This is a genomic window from Sanguibacter sp. Z6_81 (genome assembly GCF_057180625.1).
Window position 1 is genome coordinate 1 of the sequence record NZ_JBXUFV010000001.1, and the last position, 17,978, is coordinate 17,978.

15 protein-coding genes are annotated in these 17,978 nt (G+C 72.2%); 6 read left to right on the top strand and 9 right to left on the bottom strand.

Annotated features, from left to right (window positions below):
- Positions 1-2,314 (top strand): FUSC family protein (locus tag AC2AXK_RS00005; protein ID WP_484343278.1); only part of this gene is annotated, 2,314 nt, incomplete at its 5' end.
- A complete protein-coding gene (locus AC2AXK_RS00010) occupies positions 2,311-4,254 on the top strand; it encodes a heavy metal translocating P-type ATPase (protein ID WP_484343279.1) in 1,944 nt (647 codons plus the stop codon). The genes AC2AXK_RS00005 and AC2AXK_RS00010, both read left to right, overlap by 4 nt.
- Here AC2AXK_RS00010 and AC2AXK_RS00015 read toward each other — a convergent pair.
- Positions 4,251-5,096, bottom strand: a complete 846-nt coding sequence (locus AC2AXK_RS00015) for a DsbA family protein (RefSeq protein ID WP_484343280.1) — start codon at positions 5,094-5,096, stop codon at positions 4,251-4,253. The genes AC2AXK_RS00010 and AC2AXK_RS00015 overlap by 4 nt on opposite strands.
- A gap of 50 nt (positions 5,097-5,146) precedes the next feature.
- On the bottom strand, positions 5,147-6,856 hold the full coding sequence (locus tag AC2AXK_RS00020) for a serine/threonine-protein kinase (protein ID WP_484343281.1): 1,710 nt from the start codon (positions 6,854-6,856) through the stop codon (positions 5,147-5,149).
- 101 nt (positions 6,857-6,957) lie between these two features.
- Here AC2AXK_RS00020 and otsA point away from each other — a divergent pair, with 101 nt between their 5' ends.
- From otsA to AC2AXK_RS00040, 4 genes are all read left to right on the top strand, one after another.
- The gene (gene otsA / locus AC2AXK_RS00025; RefSeq protein ID WP_484343282.1) at positions 6,958-8,409 is read left to right on the top strand and encodes an alpha,alpha-trehalose-phosphate synthase (UDP-forming); all 1,452 of its coding nucleotides are present in this window, start codon (positions 6,958-6,960) and stop codon (positions 8,407-8,409) included.
- The gene (gene otsB / locus AC2AXK_RS00030; RefSeq protein WP_484343283.1) at positions 8,399-9,220 is read left to right on the top strand and encodes a trehalose-phosphatase; all 822 of its coding nucleotides are present in this window, start codon (positions 8,399-8,401) and stop codon (positions 9,218-9,220) included. The genes otsA and otsB overlap by 11 nt, the downstream gene beginning before the upstream one ends.
- 196 nt (positions 9,221-9,416) lie before the next feature.
- The gene (locus AC2AXK_RS00035) at positions 9,417-10,547 is read left to right on the top strand and encodes an ABC transporter ATP-binding protein (protein WP_484343284.1); all 1,131 of its coding nucleotides are present in this window, start codon (positions 9,417-9,419) and stop codon (positions 10,545-10,547) included.
- A gap of 112 nt (positions 10,548-10,659) precedes the next feature.
- Positions 10,660-11,901: a DUF4032 domain-containing protein gene (locus tag AC2AXK_RS00040; protein ID WP_484343285.1), complete on the top strand. Its 1,242-nt coding sequence runs from the start codon at positions 10,660-10,662 to the stop codon at positions 11,899-11,901.
- A gap of 94 nt (positions 11,902-11,995) precedes the next feature.
- On the opposite strand, the gene rlmB is transcribed toward AC2AXK_RS00040, so the two are convergent.
- The 7 genes from rlmB to AC2AXK_RS00075 form a co-directional block, all read right to left on the bottom strand.
- Positions 11,996-13,036 (bottom strand): 23S rRNA (guanosine(2251)-2'-O)-methyltransferase RlmB, encoded by a 1,041-nt coding sequence (gene rlmB / locus AC2AXK_RS00045; protein ID WP_484343286.1) that lies wholly within the window; start codon positions 13,034-13,036, stop codon positions 11,996-11,998.
- A complete protein-coding gene (gene cysS, locus AC2AXK_RS00050) occupies positions 13,036-14,466 on the bottom strand; it encodes a cysteine--tRNA ligase (protein WP_484343287.1) in 1,431 nt (476 codons plus the stop codon). The genes rlmB and cysS overlap by 1 nt, the downstream gene beginning before the upstream one ends.
- A 9-nt stretch (positions 14,467-14,475) precedes the next feature.
- On the bottom strand, positions 14,476-15,138 hold the full coding sequence (locus AC2AXK_RS00055) for a TetR/AcrR family transcriptional regulator (protein ID WP_484343288.1): 663 nt from the start codon (positions 15,136-15,138) through the stop codon (positions 14,476-14,478).
- A gap of 100 nt (positions 15,139-15,238) precedes the next feature.
- Positions 15,239-15,712, bottom strand: coding sequence for a VOC family protein (locus AC2AXK_RS00060; RefSeq protein WP_484343289.1), 474 nt, complete (start codon positions 15,710-15,712; stop codon positions 15,239-15,241).
- Between the two features lie 68 nt (positions 15,713-15,780).
- The gene (gene ispF / locus AC2AXK_RS00065) at positions 15,781-16,308 is read right to left on the bottom strand and encodes a 2-C-methyl-D-erythritol 2,4-cyclodiphosphate synthase (RefSeq protein ID WP_484343290.1); all 528 of its coding nucleotides are present in this window, start codon (positions 16,306-16,308) and stop codon (positions 15,781-15,783) included.
- On the bottom strand, positions 16,305-17,111 hold the full coding sequence (gene ispD / locus AC2AXK_RS00070) for a 2-C-methyl-D-erythritol 4-phosphate cytidylyltransferase (RefSeq protein WP_484343291.1): 807 nt from the start codon (positions 17,109-17,111) through the stop codon (positions 16,305-16,307). Before ispD ends, ispF begins: the two co-directional genes overlap by 4 nt.
- A gap of 55 nt (positions 17,112-17,166) precedes the next feature.
- Positions 17,167-17,649 (bottom strand): CarD family transcriptional regulator, encoded by a 483-nt coding sequence (locus tag AC2AXK_RS00075; protein ID WP_484343292.1) that lies wholly within the window; start codon positions 17,647-17,649, stop codon positions 17,167-17,169.
- Positions 17,650-17,978 lie beyond the last annotated feature (329 nt).

The window sequence follows — 17,978 nt, forward strand, 5'->3', positions numbered from 1 at the left end:
CATGCACACCCTCACCACCACCGTCGCCCACGACCTCGACTACCAACCCATCCTCATCCCCACACCCACCCCACCCGGGCCCACCGCGGTGCAGGCAGAACCGGACGGCGCCGATCGCACAGCCCGGCACCGGTGGGGGGTGTTCCTGCGGGACCGGGCCGCCCTCGTCGACCCCGGCTCCACCCGTCGCCGGTCGGCGGTGCGTGCCCTGATCGCCGCTACCGCCACCGTCGTGACCCTCGTCATCGCGCTCCGCCCGTTCGACGGTGCGTCGTTCCCGGCTGCGGTCTACGGAGGCATCATCGCGATGGTCACGAGCGGCGCGATGAGCAGCGCACCAGGCCGGGCACGGGGTTCGCTCGCTGCCCTCGCCGTCGGCCCCGTCGTCGTCGCGGTGGTGCTGACCGCTGTCGTCGACGGCTCCTCCCTCGTGATCGCCGCGTCGGTCGTGGTCGTCGCCCTCCTCGGTGTGTGGGTGGGGCGGTACGGGACGACCTGGGCGTTCCTCGGTCAGATCACGTTCATCGCGTACTACTTCGCTGTGCTCATGGACCTCGAGATCGGGGACATCGTCATGCACGTCGTCGCCGGTGTGGTCGGCGTCGTGTGGTCGGGGATCCTCGGTCTCGTCGTGCTGCGGGACGCCCCGGGGCGGATCGCCCGGGAGGGCGTGGCCGCCTTCCTCTATCGCGTCGTCCTGGCACTGGACCCGCTCGTCGACGCGACCTCGTGGGGACGCTGGGACCCGGACGTCTCCCGGCGGGTCGACCAGAACATGCTCCAGCTGCACCGCGCGAGCGCGTTCCTCAACGGCCAGCTCACCCCGGAGAACACCGCCGGCGACCTCGACCCGGCGCGCGCCGAGACCCTGCGGCTGAAGATCTTCGACGTCGCGCTCGCTACCGCCGCGGTATCCGACGCGGCGCACGCGGCGAGCGGCGGCGCGCTGCCCGCACTGCTCCGGGGCCGGCTCGCGGGTGAGCTCGAGGCGGTCCGGAGCCGTCTTCACCAGGTCATGGACACGGGTCGCTCCGGGCCGGACGTCGGGCCAGCGTCGTCAGACGCGCCCGGAGGGACGTTGTCCTCCGTCGCGCCAGACACGTGGCCCGGGTCCGCGCGTCGTCTGCACCGCGCAACCGTCGCGCTCCTGGACGCGGTGGACGACCTGCACGCGGTGGATGCTGCCGGTCAGACCGGCGGCACGGTGGCGCACGCCGCTCCCGACACCGCCCCGACCGCCGTCGTGCACGGCGATCCACAGGCCGCACCGGACGCCGCCGCGGCGGACGGGGGCACCGGTGCCGGGCCCGCCCACCGACCGGCGGCCCGCCTGCGGCCGTCGACCCGCCGCGCGATCCAGGCCGGCGCGTCCACCGGGCTGGCTCTGACCCTCGGGTCGCTCGTGTCGTCGTCCCACCAGGTCTGGGCAGCGCTCCCGACCCTCCAGGTCCTCGCCGGGACGGACGGCGACACGTTCGTCCGGGCGGCCCAACGCGTCCTGGCGACCGTCGCGGGGGCGGCGATCGGCTTCGCCATCGCGATCGCGTCGGGCTCGCACCCGGCCGTCACGCTTCCGGTGCTCGCCCTGTGCGTCTTCGCGTCGCAGTACTTCCAGGCGGTGTCATCCGCGATCGCCGCGTTCTGGGCGACGATGCTCTACGCCCAGCTCTACGAGCTCCTGCGCTCCATGGGGCCCGTCGCCATCGAGGTCCGCCTCCTGGAGACCATCATCGGCGCCGCCGCCGCACTCGCGGTCGCGCGAGTCGTCCTCCCGGTGCGCACACGCACCAGGCTCGACGGCGAGCTCACGGCCCTCGTCACCTCGCTGTCCGGCGCCACGTCGGCGTCGCTCGGTCTCCTCAGCGGATCGCCGCAGTCCCCGGGTGCGGCGCAGGCTCAGGCGCTGGCCGTCGACCACCAGCTCCAGACGGTCGCCACGACAGCCGAGCCGCTGCGCCGGTCCCCCGGCGCGCTCGGCGTCGGCGGGATCGAGGACGTGCTCACCGCGCTCCGGGCGATGGTGTCCAGCAACGAGGAGATGGTGCACGCAGCCACCGCGACAGCGGCAGACTCGGGGATCAGCCACGAGGAGTGGAGGCGGCTCGCGGCCCTCACGGCGGGGAACCTCGACGCGCTCGCCACGGCGCTGCGCGGAGATCCCCCGGTCCAGCCGCCGGGCCCCCTCGAGCTCTCGGACGCCCTGGTGGACGGCGACGACCTCCCCCCAGCGACGACCAGAGCCATCCGGGAGCTCGAGAGGCTCAACGACGCAGCACTGTTCCTGCTCGACGAGCGGGCCGAGGCTGGCCGGTGACAGGACCTGAGCACAGGATCCCGCACCGCCGCACGCACCGGCCCGCCGGCGATCGACCAGCGCTGCGGCCCCGGAGCGCCGCCCGCCGGTACCCGTTGGTCGTCGCCACCTTCATCGTCGCCGCCGTGGGAGGAGCCCTGTCCCGGACCGGATGGTCCGGGTACGTGCCGTGGCTCCTCGGAGGGTTCGCGGCCTACGTCGCCGCGCTGTCCGTGTGGCACATGGTCCAGGCGCTCGCGCACGGACGCCTCGGCGTGGACGTGCTCGCGGTCACCGCCATCGGTTCCGCCGTGGCGGTCGGGGAGTACTGGGCGGCGATGGTGGTCGTGCTCATGCTCACCGGGGGCGAGGCGCTCGAGGACTATGCGGCCCACCGCGCCGAGGGTGATCTCACCGCGCTGCTCGCCCGGGCGCCCGTCGTCGCGCACCGTGTGTGCCCCGACGGGACGACGGAGGACGTCCCGGTGGCGTTCGTCGCCCGGGGGGACCGCGTCCTCGTCCGCCCGGGCGAGGTGGTGCCCGTCGACGGCACGTTGCTCACCGAGCTCGCCAGCCTCGACGAGTCGTCGCTCACCGGTGAGAGCCTGCCCGTCGAGCGGGTCGCGGGCGACGAGGTGCTCTCGGGCGGGGTGAACACCTCCGTCGCGGTCACGCTCGAGACGACGCGTCCCGCCGCGCAGAGCCAGTACCAGCAGATCATCGCCCTCGTCGAGCAGGCCTCCGCCAGCAGGTCCCCGATGGTCCGGCTGGCGGACCGCTTCGCCGTGCCCTTCACGGCCCTGGCCTTCGCGATCGCCGGCACGGCGTGGTGGGCCTCGGGTGAGGCGGTGCGGTTCGCCGAGGTCCTCGTCGTCGCCACGCCCTGCCCCCTCATCATCGCTGCGCCCGTCGCGTTCATGGCCGGGATGAGCCGTGCGGCGCGCGAGGGAGTGATCATCAAGACCAGCGCGACCCTCGAGGCTCTCCACCACACCCGGACGGTGGCCTTCGACAAGACCGGCACCCTCACCCAGGGGGCGCCACAGCTCACGGACGTACGCAGCTCCGGCCCTCTCTCGGACGCCGAGGTGCTCCGGCTGGCCGCGTCGGCCGAGCAGTACTCCTCGCACGTCCTCGCCGCAGCCGTGATCGACGGCGCGGCGCGGCAGCACCTGAGCCTGTCCGGCTCCCACGCGGCCAAGGAGTCGACGGCCAACGGCGTGACCGCCCGTGTCGACGGCCGCACCGTCGTGGTGGGAAAGCGGTCGTTCGTCGCGGGGGCCGTCGGCCAGGACGTCCCCCGCACGCCGCTCGCTGCCGGTGAGCTCGCCGTCTACGTCGCCGTCGACGGCGCGTACGCCGGCTCCCTCGTCCTGCGCGACGAGATCCGGCCCGAGTCGGCGGACACCATCAGCGCCCTGCGGGCACTGGGCGTGCAGCGGATCGTCATGCTCACCGGGGACGGCCGGCAGACCGCCGAGCACGTCGCCGGAGAGCTCGGCGTCGACGACGTGCGCGCCGAGTGTCTCCCGGCCGACAAGGTGCGCGCCGTCCAGGAGATCACCCCGCGGCCGGTCGCCATGGTCGGGGACGGAGTCAACGACGCGCCGGTGCTCGCCGCGGCGGACGTGGGGATCGCGATGGGAGCCCGCGGTGCGACGGCGGCGAGCGAGTCCGCGGACGTCGTCGTCCTGCGGGACGACGTCGCGCTCGTGCCCCGCGCACTTTCCGTCGGCCGCGAGACCGTCGACGTTGCCCTGCAGAGCATCTGGGTCGGCATCGGGCTCAGCGTGACACTCATGGTCGTCGCCGCCGGCGGCGTCCTGCCCGCGGTGGTCGGCGCATGGCTGCAGGAGGGTGTCGACGTGGTGTCGATCCTCTGGGCCCTGCGTGCTGGCGGGCGCCGGACAGCACCGCGCCCCGCAGCCGACTCGGCAGCTGCGGGGCGCGGGAGCGACTAGTCGCCTGCGGGCGCGGAACCCTGCGCCTCGGCGATCGCCGCGGCGAGCCCGCCCGGCTGGGCCCAGTTGCCCTCGAACCGCTCGCCGTCGATGACGACCGTGGGGGTACCGAACCCGCCGTTGGGTCCGGCGAGGGCGGGGTTGCTGAAGGCGATCTCCGTCTGAGCCTCGACGAAGGGCTCGTACACCTCCTCCGAGATCTTGCTGGCGACGTCCTCGGGCACACCGACGCTCACCGCGATGTCCCGCAGCTCGTCGTCGGACAGACCCGTGGTGTTCTCGGCGGGCTGGTTGACGAACAGGGCCTCGTTGAACGCGAGCGCGTGCTCCGGTGCGTTCTCCGCGACGTAGGCGAACGCCTGGGCGGCGCGCGTCGAGTAGGACGTCCCCCGGGACACGGAGTCGAGGATCGAGATGCCGTGGAGGACGAGGTTGATGTCGCCGGAGCTGCGCAGCTCCTCGAGCTCGGGACCGTTGACCTGCTCGAACCCGGCGCAGTTGGGGCACATGTAGTCGAGATAGACCTCGACGGTCACGGCGCCCTCGGACGAAGAGCCGGCCTCCCCGCTCGCGCCGAAGCTGATCCCGCCGGTCGCGTCCGCGACAGCGGGAACCTCGATGTCGTCCGGGAACGCCGTGAGACCGTCGCGGTCGGAGTCACCGTTCTGCAGGATCGCCCAGGCGATCAGCGCGACGACGAGCACGCCCGCCACGAGTGAGGTGATGATGACGGCACGCGTCCGCTTCTCGCGGCGCAGCTGCTCCTGCTGGAGCTTGAGCGCCTGCGCCCGGGCGGCCTCCCTCCGGTCGACCTTCGAGAGCTGCGGTTCCTTCGTAGCCATGCGTTCAAGACCTTTGCTGGGTGGGGCACGGACTGGGATTCGCGGCGAGTTTACGGACCAAATCTGGGGGGTTCCTGAAGGGGTGACCACTCGACGGGGTGCCCGGAGACGACGAGCCCGAGGAAGTACGCCGCGAACAGTGCCGCGATGACGACGAGGACGAGGGTACCCACCCACCCCGGCGCGACGCGGTCGAGCACCACGCGCGCACCGTGCCGCACGGGCCAGGTCGCCGGTCCGAACCACAGGAGCAGGGCCGCGAGCGCCGTCGAGAGCGCGAGGACCATCGCGTAGGCCAGGGGCTCGCTCCCGTCCCCGCCGGCGCCGTCCCCGACGACGATCCGGCCGGTCCGCAACGCCCACCACAGCACGCCTCCGACGACGACGACGGCACTGGCGGCCACGAGGAGGGAGGGCACGGCACTGAGCACCGTCCACACGACCCGCCACGGCAGGGCGACGACGGCCCGGACCCCGTCGGACCGCCGGGGCCCCTGCTCCTCCCGTCGGGAGTGGAAGGCGTCATGGCACAGCCCGACGAGCCGGGCCAGGACGACGACCACGAGCAGCGCGACGAGGGCGCCGCCCGGATAGGTCGCGCCCGCGAGCACGATCATGGCGGCGAGCGCGAGGACCGCGGTACCGCGGCGCCGCAGGGGCGGGCGGCGGTAGCCCGGTTCGCCCGGCAGCCCACCATCCTCGCCGGGCCTCTCCCCGTACGGGGAGAGGGGGATGTCTTGCGTCGCCGGCCCCTCGTACGCGGGGCCGACGACGAGTCCCGGTGGGTAGGAGGGGGCTGCCGGCGCACGTTCGAGGACCGCCGTCGCGTCCACCTCCGGGGCCCTCGCGACATCGAGGGGCCGGGTGGCGTCACCGGCGGGGAGGACAGCGGTCGGGTCCGGTGGCGGGACGTCCGCGGTCTGCGGGAGCACCGCGGTGCTGGGCATGTCCCCGTCCTCGGCCGCGATGCGCAGCTGCTCGACGACGTCGCTCGGCGCGAGCCGGTCGCCCGCGTCGCTCATCAGCGCCCCACGCAGCGCGGCGCTCGTGCGTGGACCGAGGCCGGCTGTGTCCGGGTCACCGTCCCGGGCTCGTGCGATGACGGCCTGCAGGGGTCGCACCCCGAAGGGCGAGCGACCGGTCGCGGCGTAGACGAGCAGCGCGGCCCAGCTCCACCAGTCCGTGGCGGGCGAGGGATCCTGGCGGTCGATGAGCTCGGGCGCGAGATAGCCCGGCGTCCCCATGACGAACCCGGTGGAGGTCACGCGCGCGTCCTCCAGGCCGTGCGCGATGCCGAAGTCGATGAGCACGGGTCCGGTATCGGCGATGAGCACGTTGCTCGGCTTGAGGTCCCGGTGGATGACCCCGGCGGCATGCACGGCGGAGAGGGCGTCCCGGAGCTGCTCGGCCAGCTCGAGAAGGTCCTCGGCGTCCAGCGGGCCGCCCCGGGCGACCTCGGCCTCGAGGGTCGGGCCGTCGACGAGCTCCGTGACGATGAACATCTCCGCGGAGTCGGCCTCGGCGTCGAGCACCTGGGCGACGCCGGGGTGGTGGACGCGCTGGAGAGCGGCGACCTCGCGCGCCAGTCTCCGGCGCATCTCGGCATCGGCCGGGTAGTTGGGGTGCAGCAGCTTGAACGCGACGGGCTGCCCGCCACCGTCCACCGCCCGGTACACGGTGCCCATGCCCCCCGAGCCGAGCGCGGACAGCAACCGGTATCCACCGATCTCGGTTCCGGGCTCCAGGCCGATCCGCTCCATGCCGCCTACCGTACGCGGAGCGGGGTGCGTAGACGGCCGCCACTGGGCACGCGTCGCGAGGTGTCGTTATTCTGGTGCGGAATCCAAGGAGTTGATCATGTATGGGTAAAGACGGGTTCAGTCTCGTCGTGGTGGCCAACCGGCTACCTGTCGACATGTCCGTTTCCGACGACGGCACCGTGGACTGGAAGCGGTCGCCGGGCGGCCTCGTGACGGCCCTCGAGCCTGTCATGCAGGACGCCGACGGCGCATGGGTGGGCTGGTCGGGAGCGCCCGACCTCGCTGCGGCGCCCTTCGACGCCGACGGCATGCGACTCGTACCCGTCACCCTGAGCGAGGACGAGATCGAGCGGTACTACGAGGGGTTCTCCAACGACACCCTGTGGCCGCTCTACCACGACGTCATCGCGGCGCCGGCGTTCCACCGGCAGTGGTGGGACACGTACCGCAAGGTCAACCTCCGGTTCGCCGAGGCAGCAGCCGAGCAGGCGGCCGAGGGTGCGATCGTGTGGGTGCAGGACTACCAGCTGCAGCTCGTGCCCAAGATGCTCCGTGACCTGCGGCCCGACGTGCGGATCGGCTTCTTCAACCACATCCCCTTCCCGCCGCTCGAGATCTTCCAGCAGCTGCCCTGGCGCAAGCAGGTCATCGACGGCCTCCTCGGCGCTGACCTCATCGGGTTCCAGCGGGCGGGCGACGCATCCAACTTCATCCGCGCCGTGCGGCGCCTGACGGACCTCACGACCCGGGGCCAGATCATCACGATGCAGGGTGCGGACGGCCAGCCGAGCCGGCACGTGCGCGCCGCACCGTTCCCCATCTCCATCGACTCCCGACGGTTCGACGAGCTCGCCCGCACCCCGGAGGTGCAGGCACGCGCCAAGGAGGTGCGTGCCGATCTCGGCAACCCCGCGATCATGATGCTCGGCGTCGACCGCCTCGACTACACCAAGGGCATCAGGCACCGCATCAAGGCCTACGGCGAGCTCCTCCAGGACCGTCGTCTCGACCCGGCGCGGTCCACGCTCGTCCAGGTGGCCAGCCCGAGCCGCGAGAACGTGGGCGCGTACCAGGAGCTCCGCGAGCACGTCGAGGGCCTCGTCGGACGCATCAACGGGGAGTACGGAGAGATCGGGCACAGCGCCATCCACTACCTCCACCACTCCTACCCCCCGGAGGAGATGGCCGCGCTCTACCTCGCCGCGGACGTCATGCTCGTCACCTCGCTCCGCGACGGCATGAACCTCGTCGCCAAGGAGTACGTCGCGGCCCGCTCCGACGACCAGGGTGTGCTCGTGCTGTCCGAGTTCACGGGTGCCGCCGACGAGCTGTCCGGGGCGGTCCTGGTCAACCCGCACGACATCGACGGCATGAAGGACGCCCTCATCCAGGCCGCGACGATGGACCACCGCGAGCAGCGCAAGCGCATGCGGCGGCTGCGCCGACGGGTGCTCACCGACGACGTCGCGAAGTGGTCGGCCAACTTCCTCGGGGCGCTCAGCGCGATGCCCGCGAGCTCCCACCACTCCCAGGGCGGCACCCATGACGCCTGAGGCCGTCCTGCGGGACGCGGTGGAGACGTTCATCGCGGGGTCGGGCACCGCCGGGCCGCTGCTCGTGGCGAGCGACTTCGACGGCGTGCTCGCACCCCTCGTCGACGACCCTGCCTCCTCCCGCATGACGGATGCGGCTGCCCGGGCACTGGCCCGGCTGGCCGCCCTGCCTGCGACGCTCGTCCGGGTCGCCCTCGTCTCGGGCCGCGACCTCGACGCCCTCGCGCACCTCGCGGCACCACCCGCGGGAGCGGTGCTCGTCGGCAGCCACGGCGCCGAGCGTGGGGACGTGCTCGCCGGCAGCGGCGAGACCCGTGTGGAGCGCAGACGCCTCTCGCTGACTCCCGAGCAGGCCGACCTCCTCGCGCAGGTCGAGGCCGGACTCGACTCCCTCGCGGCGCCGCTCGACGGCGCCTGGGTGGAGCACAAGCCCTCCGCCGCGGTCCTGCACACACGCCTCGCCGGGCAGCGGGAGCGTGCCGAGGAGTCGGCTCGCGCCTCCGCGGCCCTGGGCGAGCGGCTCGGCGCGCACGTCACGCGAGGCAAGGACGTCGTCGAGATCGCTGTCGTGGAGACCTCGAAGGGGCAGGCGCTGGACGGCCTGCGCACGGAGCTCGGGGCACGCGGGGTGTTCTACATGGGCGACGACGTCACCGACGAGCGCGCGTTCGCCGTCCTCGGCAGCGGTGATCTCGGCGTGAAGGTCGGCGACGGGGACACCCTGGCGGCGGTGCGTGTCGCGGACCCCTCCGCCGCCGCGGACCTCCTCACCCTCCTCGCGGACCGGCTCTCCGAGCGCGCCGGAGCCTGACCGGCGACGCCGCGCGCCGACGAGGACCCTTACGCCCCTCACCCGCTCGTAGTATGCTCACCGTGCCTGGCACCGATGCCGGGCACCACAACTGAAGACGAGTGTCTGCGCGCCGTCTGTTCCTGGACGATCCGCACACACCCCATTCACAACGGATCGTCCGGCACGTACCTGCCGGTGAAGGGATGTCATCACCATGGCAACGGTCACCTACGACCACGCAAGCCGCATCTACCCAGGGACCGAGCGTCCGGCGGTGGACCAGCTCAACCTCCACGTCGAGGACGGCGAGTTCCTCGTCCTCGTCGGCCCCTCCGGCTGTGGCAAGTCCACCTCGCTGCGCATGCTCGCAGGCCTCGAGGACGTCAACGGCGGCCGCATCCTCATCGGTGACCGCGACGTCACCGACGTGCAGCCCAAGGACCGCGACATCGCGATGGTCTTCCAGAACTACGCGCTGTACCCGCACATGTCCGTCGCGGACAACATGGGCTTCGCGCTGAAGATCGCCGGCACCCCGAAGGCGGACATCCGTACCCGCGTCGAAGAGGCCGCGAAGATCCTCGACCTCACCGAGTACCTCGACCGCAAGCCGAAGGCCCTCTCCGGTGGTCAGCGTCAGCGTGTCGCCATGGGCCGCGCCATCGTGCGTCAGCCGCAGGTGTTCCTCATGGACGAGCCGCTGTCGAACCTCGACGCCAAGCTCCGCGTCCAGACCCGTACGCAGATCGCGTCGCTCCAGCGTCGTCTCGGCGTCACGACGGTCTACGTCACGCACGACCAGACCGAGGCGCTCACCATGGGCGACCGCATCGCGGTCCTCAAGGACGGCCTCCTCCAGCAGGTCGGCACGCCCCGCGAGATGTACGACACCCCGCAGAACGTCTTCGTCGCCGGCTTCATCGGCTCGCCCGCGATGAACCTCGGCACGTTCGCCGTCTCCAACGGCGTCGCGCAGATCGGGCAGGCTCGCATCCCGATCGCCCGCGAGGCGACGTCCGCGCTCACCGCTGAGGACAACGGCCGCGTGACCCTCGGGTTCCGCCCCGAGGCGCTCGACATCGTCAGCGCGTCCGACCCGTCGGCCATCCCGGTCGAGGTCAACATCGTCGAGGAGCTCGGCTCCGACGCGTACGTGTACGGCACCCTCAAGGGCGACCTCGCCAACGCCGACCTCGGGGCCGCCGGTGCCGGCGACCACGAGATCATCGTGCGCGTCAACCCGCGCTCGGTGCCGGGCAAGGGCGAGCGCATCCACGTCGCGATCCGCCCCGGCCAGGAGCACGTGTTCTCGCCGAGCAGCGGCCTGCGGCTGTCGAGCTTCTGATGTAGTCCGCAAAGGGGCGGGTGGTGGCCTGGTGCCTCGCCCGCCCCTTTCGCGTTGCCCCGGTACTGACGCCGTGCCGGACCGCTCCACTACCACGGAAAGGACCGCTTTCGTGGCGCAGAACCTCCAGATCACCGCCGCATCACCCGACCCGGCGCTCCTCGACCTCCCGTGGGACGTCCCGCTCGAGGACTGGCCCGCGTCCGTCCTGGCGGCCCTGCCGCGCGGACTGTCGAGGCACGTCGTGCGGTTCGTGCGCCTGTCCGGCGGGGTGATCGCTGTCAAGGAGATCGGCGAGTCGGTCGCGTACCGCGAGTACGAGCTCCTGCGGCAGCTGAGCCGCATCGACGTCCCGAGCGTCGAGCCGGTCGGAGTGATCACCGGTCGGCAGGACAAGAACGGTGAACGCCTCGAGGCCGTGCTCATCACGAAGCACCTCCAGTTCTCGCTGCCCTATCGGTCGCTGTTCAGCCAGACGTTGCGTCCCGACACGGCGACGAGGCTCATCGACGCCCTCGCGGTGCTCCTCGTACGGCTCCACCTCATCGGGTTCTACTGGGGCGACGTCTCGCTCTCCAACACCCTCTTCCGGCGGGACGCGGAGACCTTCGCCGCGTACCTCGTCGACGCCGAGACGGGTGACCTGCACCAGAAGCTCAGCCCCGGCCAGCGCACCTACGACGTCGAGCTCGCGCGGACGAACATCATCGGCGAGCTCATGGACCTGGCTGCCGGTGAGCTCCTCGACGAGGACATCGACACCATCGCCATCGGGGATGCCCTGCTCGAGCGGTACAACGAGCTGTGGAACGCGCTCACGGAGGAGGAGTCCTTCGACGCGGACGAGCGGTGGCGTGTCGCAGCGCGGATCGACCGCCTGAACAACCTCGGGTTCGACGTCGGTGAGCTCGAGATCACCACCGACATCGACGGGACGAGCGTCCAGATCCAACCCAAGGTGGTCGACGCCGGCCACCACTCCCGACGCCTCATGCACCTCACCGGCCTCGACGTCCAGGAGAACCAGGCGCGCCGGCTGCTCAACGACCTCGACACGTTCCGGGCGGCGACCGACCGCCAGAACGACGACGAGGAGTTCGTCGCCCACGACTGGCTGTCCGGGGTGTTCGAGCCGACCGTGCGTGCCGTGCCCCGGGACCAGCGCCGCAAGCTCGAACCCGCACAGATCTTCCACGAGGTGCTCGACCACCGCTGGTTCATCTCGGAGCAGCAGCACCGCGACGTGCCGCTCAACGAGGCCGTCGCCAGCTACGTCGAGAACGTGCTGCGCCACCGGCCGGACGAGATGGCCATCCTCGGCCTCCCGCCGGAAGCCGCGGACCAGCAGGAGTAAGCAGGAGCAGCACGCACGCGCAGAGGGCGGGACCCGGTCGGGTCCCGCCCTCTGCGCTTGGCATGTCCGCCGTCGCGCGGTGCTGACGCGTGTGTCAGGCCTGGGCAGCTGCCGCAGCCCGGACCCGGGCGACCTCGTAGAGCGAGATGCCCGCTGCCACGCCGGCGTTGAGAGACTCGACCTCGGACCCGATGGGGATGGAGGCGATGACGTCGCACGTCTCACGCACGAGCCGCGACAGGCCCTTGCCCTCGGACCCGACGACGAGGACGAGCGGATCCGTGGCGAACGCGAGGTCGCCCACGTCCGTCGAACCGCCCCCGTCGAGGCCCACGATGAAGCAGCCCGCCGACTTGTACTCCTGCAGCGTCCGCGTGAGGTTCGTCGCCCGGGCGACCGGCACACGGGCCGCGGCGCCCGCGGACACCTTCCAGGCGGAGGCCGTGACACCCGCGGAACGTCGTTCGGGGACGAGCACGCCGTGGGCACCGAACGCACCGGCGGAGCGCAGGACGGCCCCGAGGTTGCGGGGGTCCGTCACGCCGTCGAGCGCGACGATGAGCGGCGGTACACCCGCGGCCGCCGCCGCGTCGAGCAGGTCCTCGGGGTCGGCGTACTCGTACGGGGGCACCTGGACCGCGACGCCCTGGTGCACAGAGTCGTCGGTGAGCCGGTCGAGCTCGGGCTTCGTCACCTCGAGGAGGTTGTAGCCCCGGCCGGACGCGATCTGGAGGATCTCCCGGGTGCGGTCGTCGGCCTCGAGCCTGGTGGCGATGTACACCGCCGAGACGGGGATGCGTGCCCGCAGGGCCTCGAGCACGGCGTTACGACCGGAGACCATCTCGTGCGTGGCGGACCCGGCCTTCTTCGTCGTGCGTCCGCCGCGGGGTGCGGCCTTGCCTCCTGGCCGCGCACCACGCGGCCCCTCGGCGCGGTCGGACCGGCCGGCGCCGTCGCCGCGGCTCGCCGCGGCTGCCTTGCGCTTCGCGGCGGGGTGGTGCGGTCGCTCCTCGGCCTTCGGGGTGGGGCCGCGGCCCTCGAGGGCCTGCCGCCCCCAGCCGCCGGATCCGGTCTGGGCGCCCTTCTTCGATCCGGGCTTGCGCACCGCTCCGCGGCGCTGTGAGTTGCCTGGCATCAGTTCTGGTCCTCCGTGGTCGTGGCGGCGAGCGTCCATCGCGCGCCTGATGTCGAGTCCTCGACGACGATCCCGGCCCGCGCGAGGCGGTCCCGGATCGCGTCGGACGTGGCGAAGTCCCGGGCAGCTCGCGCCTCGGCGCGTGCCTCGAGCTCGCAGGAGACGAGAGCGTCCAGCGCTCTCGCGAAGCGGCTGTCGCCGGAGGCGTCGGCAGTCCAGCGTGCCGGGTCGAGCCCCAGGACGTCGAGCATCGAGCGCACGGCGGCGAGCTCGGTGGCCACGACGGCGTCCTGGCGGTCCGCGAGCGCGGAGTTGCCCGCCTTGAGGTGCTCGTGGACGACAGCGAGTGCCGCCGAGACGTTGAGGTCGTCGTTCATGGCGGCGACGAACGCCTCGGGCAGCTCGACGGAGCCCACGTCGTCGGGCGCACCCACCCGCTCGGTCGCCCGCTCGACGAACCCGGCGAAACGGTCCCACGTCGCGTCCGCGTCCGCGAGGGTCTCCGGGGTCCACTCGAGCATCGAGCGATAGTGGACCGACGCGAGGGCGAACCTCAGGACGGCGGGACGGGTCCGCGCGAGCACCTCGGTGACGAGCAGCCCGTTGCCGAGCGACTTGCTCATCTTGGCGCCCCCCTGCGTCACCCAGGCGGAGTGCATCCAGTACCGGGCGAAGTCGTACCCCGCGGCTCGTGACTGGGCCTGCTCGTTCTCATGGTGCGGGAACCTCAGGTCGAGCCCGCCCCCGTGGATGTCGAAGGTGTCGCCGAGGTATCGCCGCGCCATCGCGGAGCACTCGAGGTGCCACCCGGGGCGGCCGCGACCGAACGGCGTGGGCCACGACGCCGTCTCGGGTTCGCCGGGCTTCGCGGCCTTCCACAGAGCGAAGTCGCGCGGGTCCCGCTTGACGCTCACGTCCGTCTCGTCGGGGGCCGGGGTGAGGTCCTCGAGACGCTGGTTCGTGAGCTCCCCGTAGGGCTCCCACGACCGCACGTCGAAGTACACGTCGCCCTCGCCCGTCTGGTACGCGTGCCCGGCGGCCACGAGGCGCTCCATGAGGTCGATCATGTCGGTGACGTGCCCGGTGGCACGGGGCTCGTACGTGGCAGGCTCGTTGCCCAGGGCGTCGTAGGCGTCACGGAACGCACGCTCGTGCCTGTCCGCCCATGCCCACCACGGCACTCCCGCCGCTGCGGACTTCGCGAGGATCTTGTCGTCGACGTCGGTGACGTTGCGGATGTACGTCACCGAGCTCCCGGTCCGACGCAGCCAGCGGACGAGGACGTCGAACGCCACGGCCGACCTCATGTGGCCGATGTGCGGCGGACCCTGGACGGTCGCACCGCAGACGTAGATGCCCACCTCACCCTGACGCAGGGGCTCGAAGTCACGGACGTCACGCACGGCGGTGTCGTACAGGCGGAGGGTCACACCCCAAGGTTACCGGGGGCCAGCCTCCGCGGCGGAACCGCTCCCGACCTCCGCACCGCGACGGCGCTCGGCCTCCGCACCGAGCGGGGCGGCGAGTCCCGCGATCTGCCGTGCGAAGAGGCGCACGACCCTGCGGGCGGCGTCGTCGTCGCCGTCTGCCACCCAGGCCAGACCCAACCCGTCGAAGAATGCGGCCACCGTCCGCCCGACGTCCTCGACCGGGTACGCCCAGACGACGCCGTGCTGCTCGGCCACCGCTGTGAGGACCGCGACGGCGCCGGCCCGAGAGTCCACGTACTGGCGCGTGACGAGAGGTCGCATCGCGGTGCGTCGCAGCCCGAGCAGGGTGAGCTCGTAGCCGAGGAGCTGGTGGTCCCGCCGGGCGGACAGGTGCGCCCAGAGCGCGAGCCCGACGGACTCGAGGACATCGACGAGGTCGCCCTCCGCGGGCACCTGGAGGTCGTCCGCACCGATGATGAGCCGGGTGACACGACGGCTCATGGCGGCAAGCAGGTCCGCCTGGTCGTCGAACGAGGAGGTGGCCGCGTCCCAGGACACCCCGGCGGCGGCGGCCGCCGAACGGAGCGTGACGTGCTCGATCCCCTGCTCCGCCGCCAGCTCCAGCGCCGCGCTGACCACGCGGTCCCTACGCTCCTCGAGCGTCCACCCCATGTCGATCCTCCGCGCGTCGCCGTCCAGCACCTGACCCCATCATGCGACACGTCTCGTCCCGGACGCCGCGGAGTCCACAGGATCACCCGGTGTATCGCCCTCAGCCCTGCGCCGCCGCACGGAGGGCGGGCAGCGAGATCTTGTCCATGGTGGACAACGCCTGAGCGACCCGGGCCGTGCGGTCGGGGTCGGGGTCGGTCATGAGGCGTTCGAGCTCCGTCGGGACGATCTGCCACCGCAGGCCGTAGCGGTCGGTGAGCCACCCGCACCGGCTGGCCGCACCTCCGTCGCCCGTGAGCCGCGCCCAGAGCTCGTCGATCTCCTCCTGGGTGTCGACCTGCACCGCGAGGGAGACCGCGTCCGTGAACGGGACCGTGGTGCCACCGTTGAGGGCTTGGAAAGACCGCCCTGCGAGCTCGAACTCGATCATGAGCGCGGTGCCCGCCGGAAGCCGGGCGTCGTCCCCGTACCGGGAGATGGACGTGACGGTCGAGCCCGGGAACAGCGAGGTGTAGAAGGCGACGGCCTCTTCCGCGTCGTGGTCGAACCACAGGCACGTGCTGATGCTTGTCATGGGTCCCTCGTCTCGTCGACGTCAGCCCAGCGTGGCACATGTCCGGCCACGGGGCCAGGATCCGCGGGTCAGGGTCCGGGCGCGACGACCAGCGCGGTCGCGATGGCGGCGACGCCCTCGCCGCGCCCCGTGAGGCCGAGGCCGTCCGTCGTCGTCGCGGTGACGGTGACGGGGGCGCCGGCGGCCACGCTCAGCACCCGCTCGGCCTCCGCGCGTCGGGGTCCGAGCCGGGGCCGGGTCCCGACGAGCTGGACAGCGACGTTACCGATGTGGAAGCCGGCAGCCCGGACGCGCGCGGCCGCCTCGGCCAGGAGCACGGCGCCGCTGGCGCCAGACCACTCGGGCGCGCTCGTCCCGAAGTTCGAGCCGAGGTCGCCGAGGCCGCTCGCCGAGAACAGGGCATCGGCCGCGGCGTGCGCGACGACGTCCGCGTCGGAGTGCCCGGCGAGCCCGGGTTCCCCGGGCCAGTGCAGGCCCGCCAGCCAGAGCGCGCGGTCAGCACCCGGCGACGCGTAGGCGTGCACGTCCGTCCCGATCCCGACGCGGGGCAGGACGCCCGCGGGCGGTGCGGCCGGCTGCAGGGGCGGCTCGGTCATCGCCCGGGTGCGGCAGGGTGGGCGTCCACCCCGTCCGCGAGCAGCCGCGCGACAGCGAGGTCGTGCGGCGTGGTGATCTTCAGGGCGGCGACGTCACCGTCGACCACCCACACCGGCTCACCGACGGCTTCGACGAGCGAGGCGTCGTCGGTCGCGGCCGTGGCCTCGGAGCGGGCTCGCTCCTCCCCGGCGGCGTGGGCGCGCACGAGCAGGTCCCAGGTGAAACCCTGCGGAGTCTGCACAGCACGCAGCGACGACCTGTCGACCGATCCGGCGACGAGCTCCGGAGCCGGGCCGTCGGCCGCCGTCGAGCCGAGCGCGGGCGCCACGAGCTTCATCGTGTCCGTCACCGCGTACCCCGGGATGACGGCGCTGTATCCGCGCCGGACCGCGTCGATGATGCGCAGCATCATCGACGCCGGCGCGAGCGGGCGGGCCGCGTCGTGGACGAGCACGACGTCGCACGGTGCGTGCGCGTCCTCGGGGTCCGCCGACGCGTCCTCGAGCGTCGCGGCAAGCGCTGCGATGCCGGCTGCCACCGACGCCTGGCGGGTGTCCCCACCGGCGACGACCTGCCACGGGCCGAGCCCGTCGACGCCACGCAGCACGTCCTCGAACTCGCTGACCCTGTCGGCCGGCGCGGTGACGACGATGCAGCGCACCTCACCGGTCCGGGCGAGCTCACGAGCGGCGCGGACGACGAGAGGCACCCCGCCGATCTCGACGAGGGCCTTGGGGTGCCCGAACCCCAGACGCGTCCCGGAACCGGCCGCCGTGAGGATCGCGACGGCGTTCGCCGTCATCGGCCGACCGACCCGCGCAGGCACCGCGGGCCGGCAACCGTGTTCTGTCGGCGCATCAGGATGCGAGGACCTCGTCGAGGATGGCTTCCGCCTTCTCCTCCTCCGTGTGCTCGGCCAGAGCCAGCTCGGAGACGAGGATCTGGCGAGCACGGGCGAGCATGCGCTTCTCGCCCGCAGACAGGCCGCGGTCGGCATCACGGCGGGAGAGGTCACGGACGACCTCGGCAACCTTGATGACGTCGCCCGAGGCGATCTTCTCGACGTTCGCCTTGTAGCGGCGCGACCAGTTGGTCGGCTCTTCGGTGTAGGGGGCGCGGAGCACCTCGAACACCTTGTCGAGACCCTCCTGGCCCACCACGTCACGGACACCGACGAGATCGACGTTGTCCGCCGGGACCTCGATGGTCAGATCACCCTGGGCAACCTTGAGCTTGAGATAGATCTTGTCCTCACCGCGCACGGTTCGGGTCTTGATCTCTTCGATAAGAGCAGCACCATGGTGCGGGTAGACAACGGTCTCCCCAACTGTGAACGTCATCAGTGGAAGTCCCCTTTCGCGGATGCCCATCTTACCACGCCAGAACGTTGAAATTCCGGGCTCCTCCGCTCCCCTCCCGCGCCCCCACGAGGAAGCGTCGCGACGCGCCCGGGCTCCCGGTGTGGCGTGCGACATAGTGCAGTCCGTGTCCGGCTGGTACCCGTTCGGCTAGGCTGTGCCCCAGACGGCCTGTCCCCCGAAGGAGCGCGACGGTCGGTGCACGGCCCGCCCGGTGAGACCGGGCGCGACGTGACCAGCACACTCAGCACGACTCCTCAGAGCCGCGCCGACATGCGCCGTGACCCCCGCCACCGTGGCCCCCCGGGCCC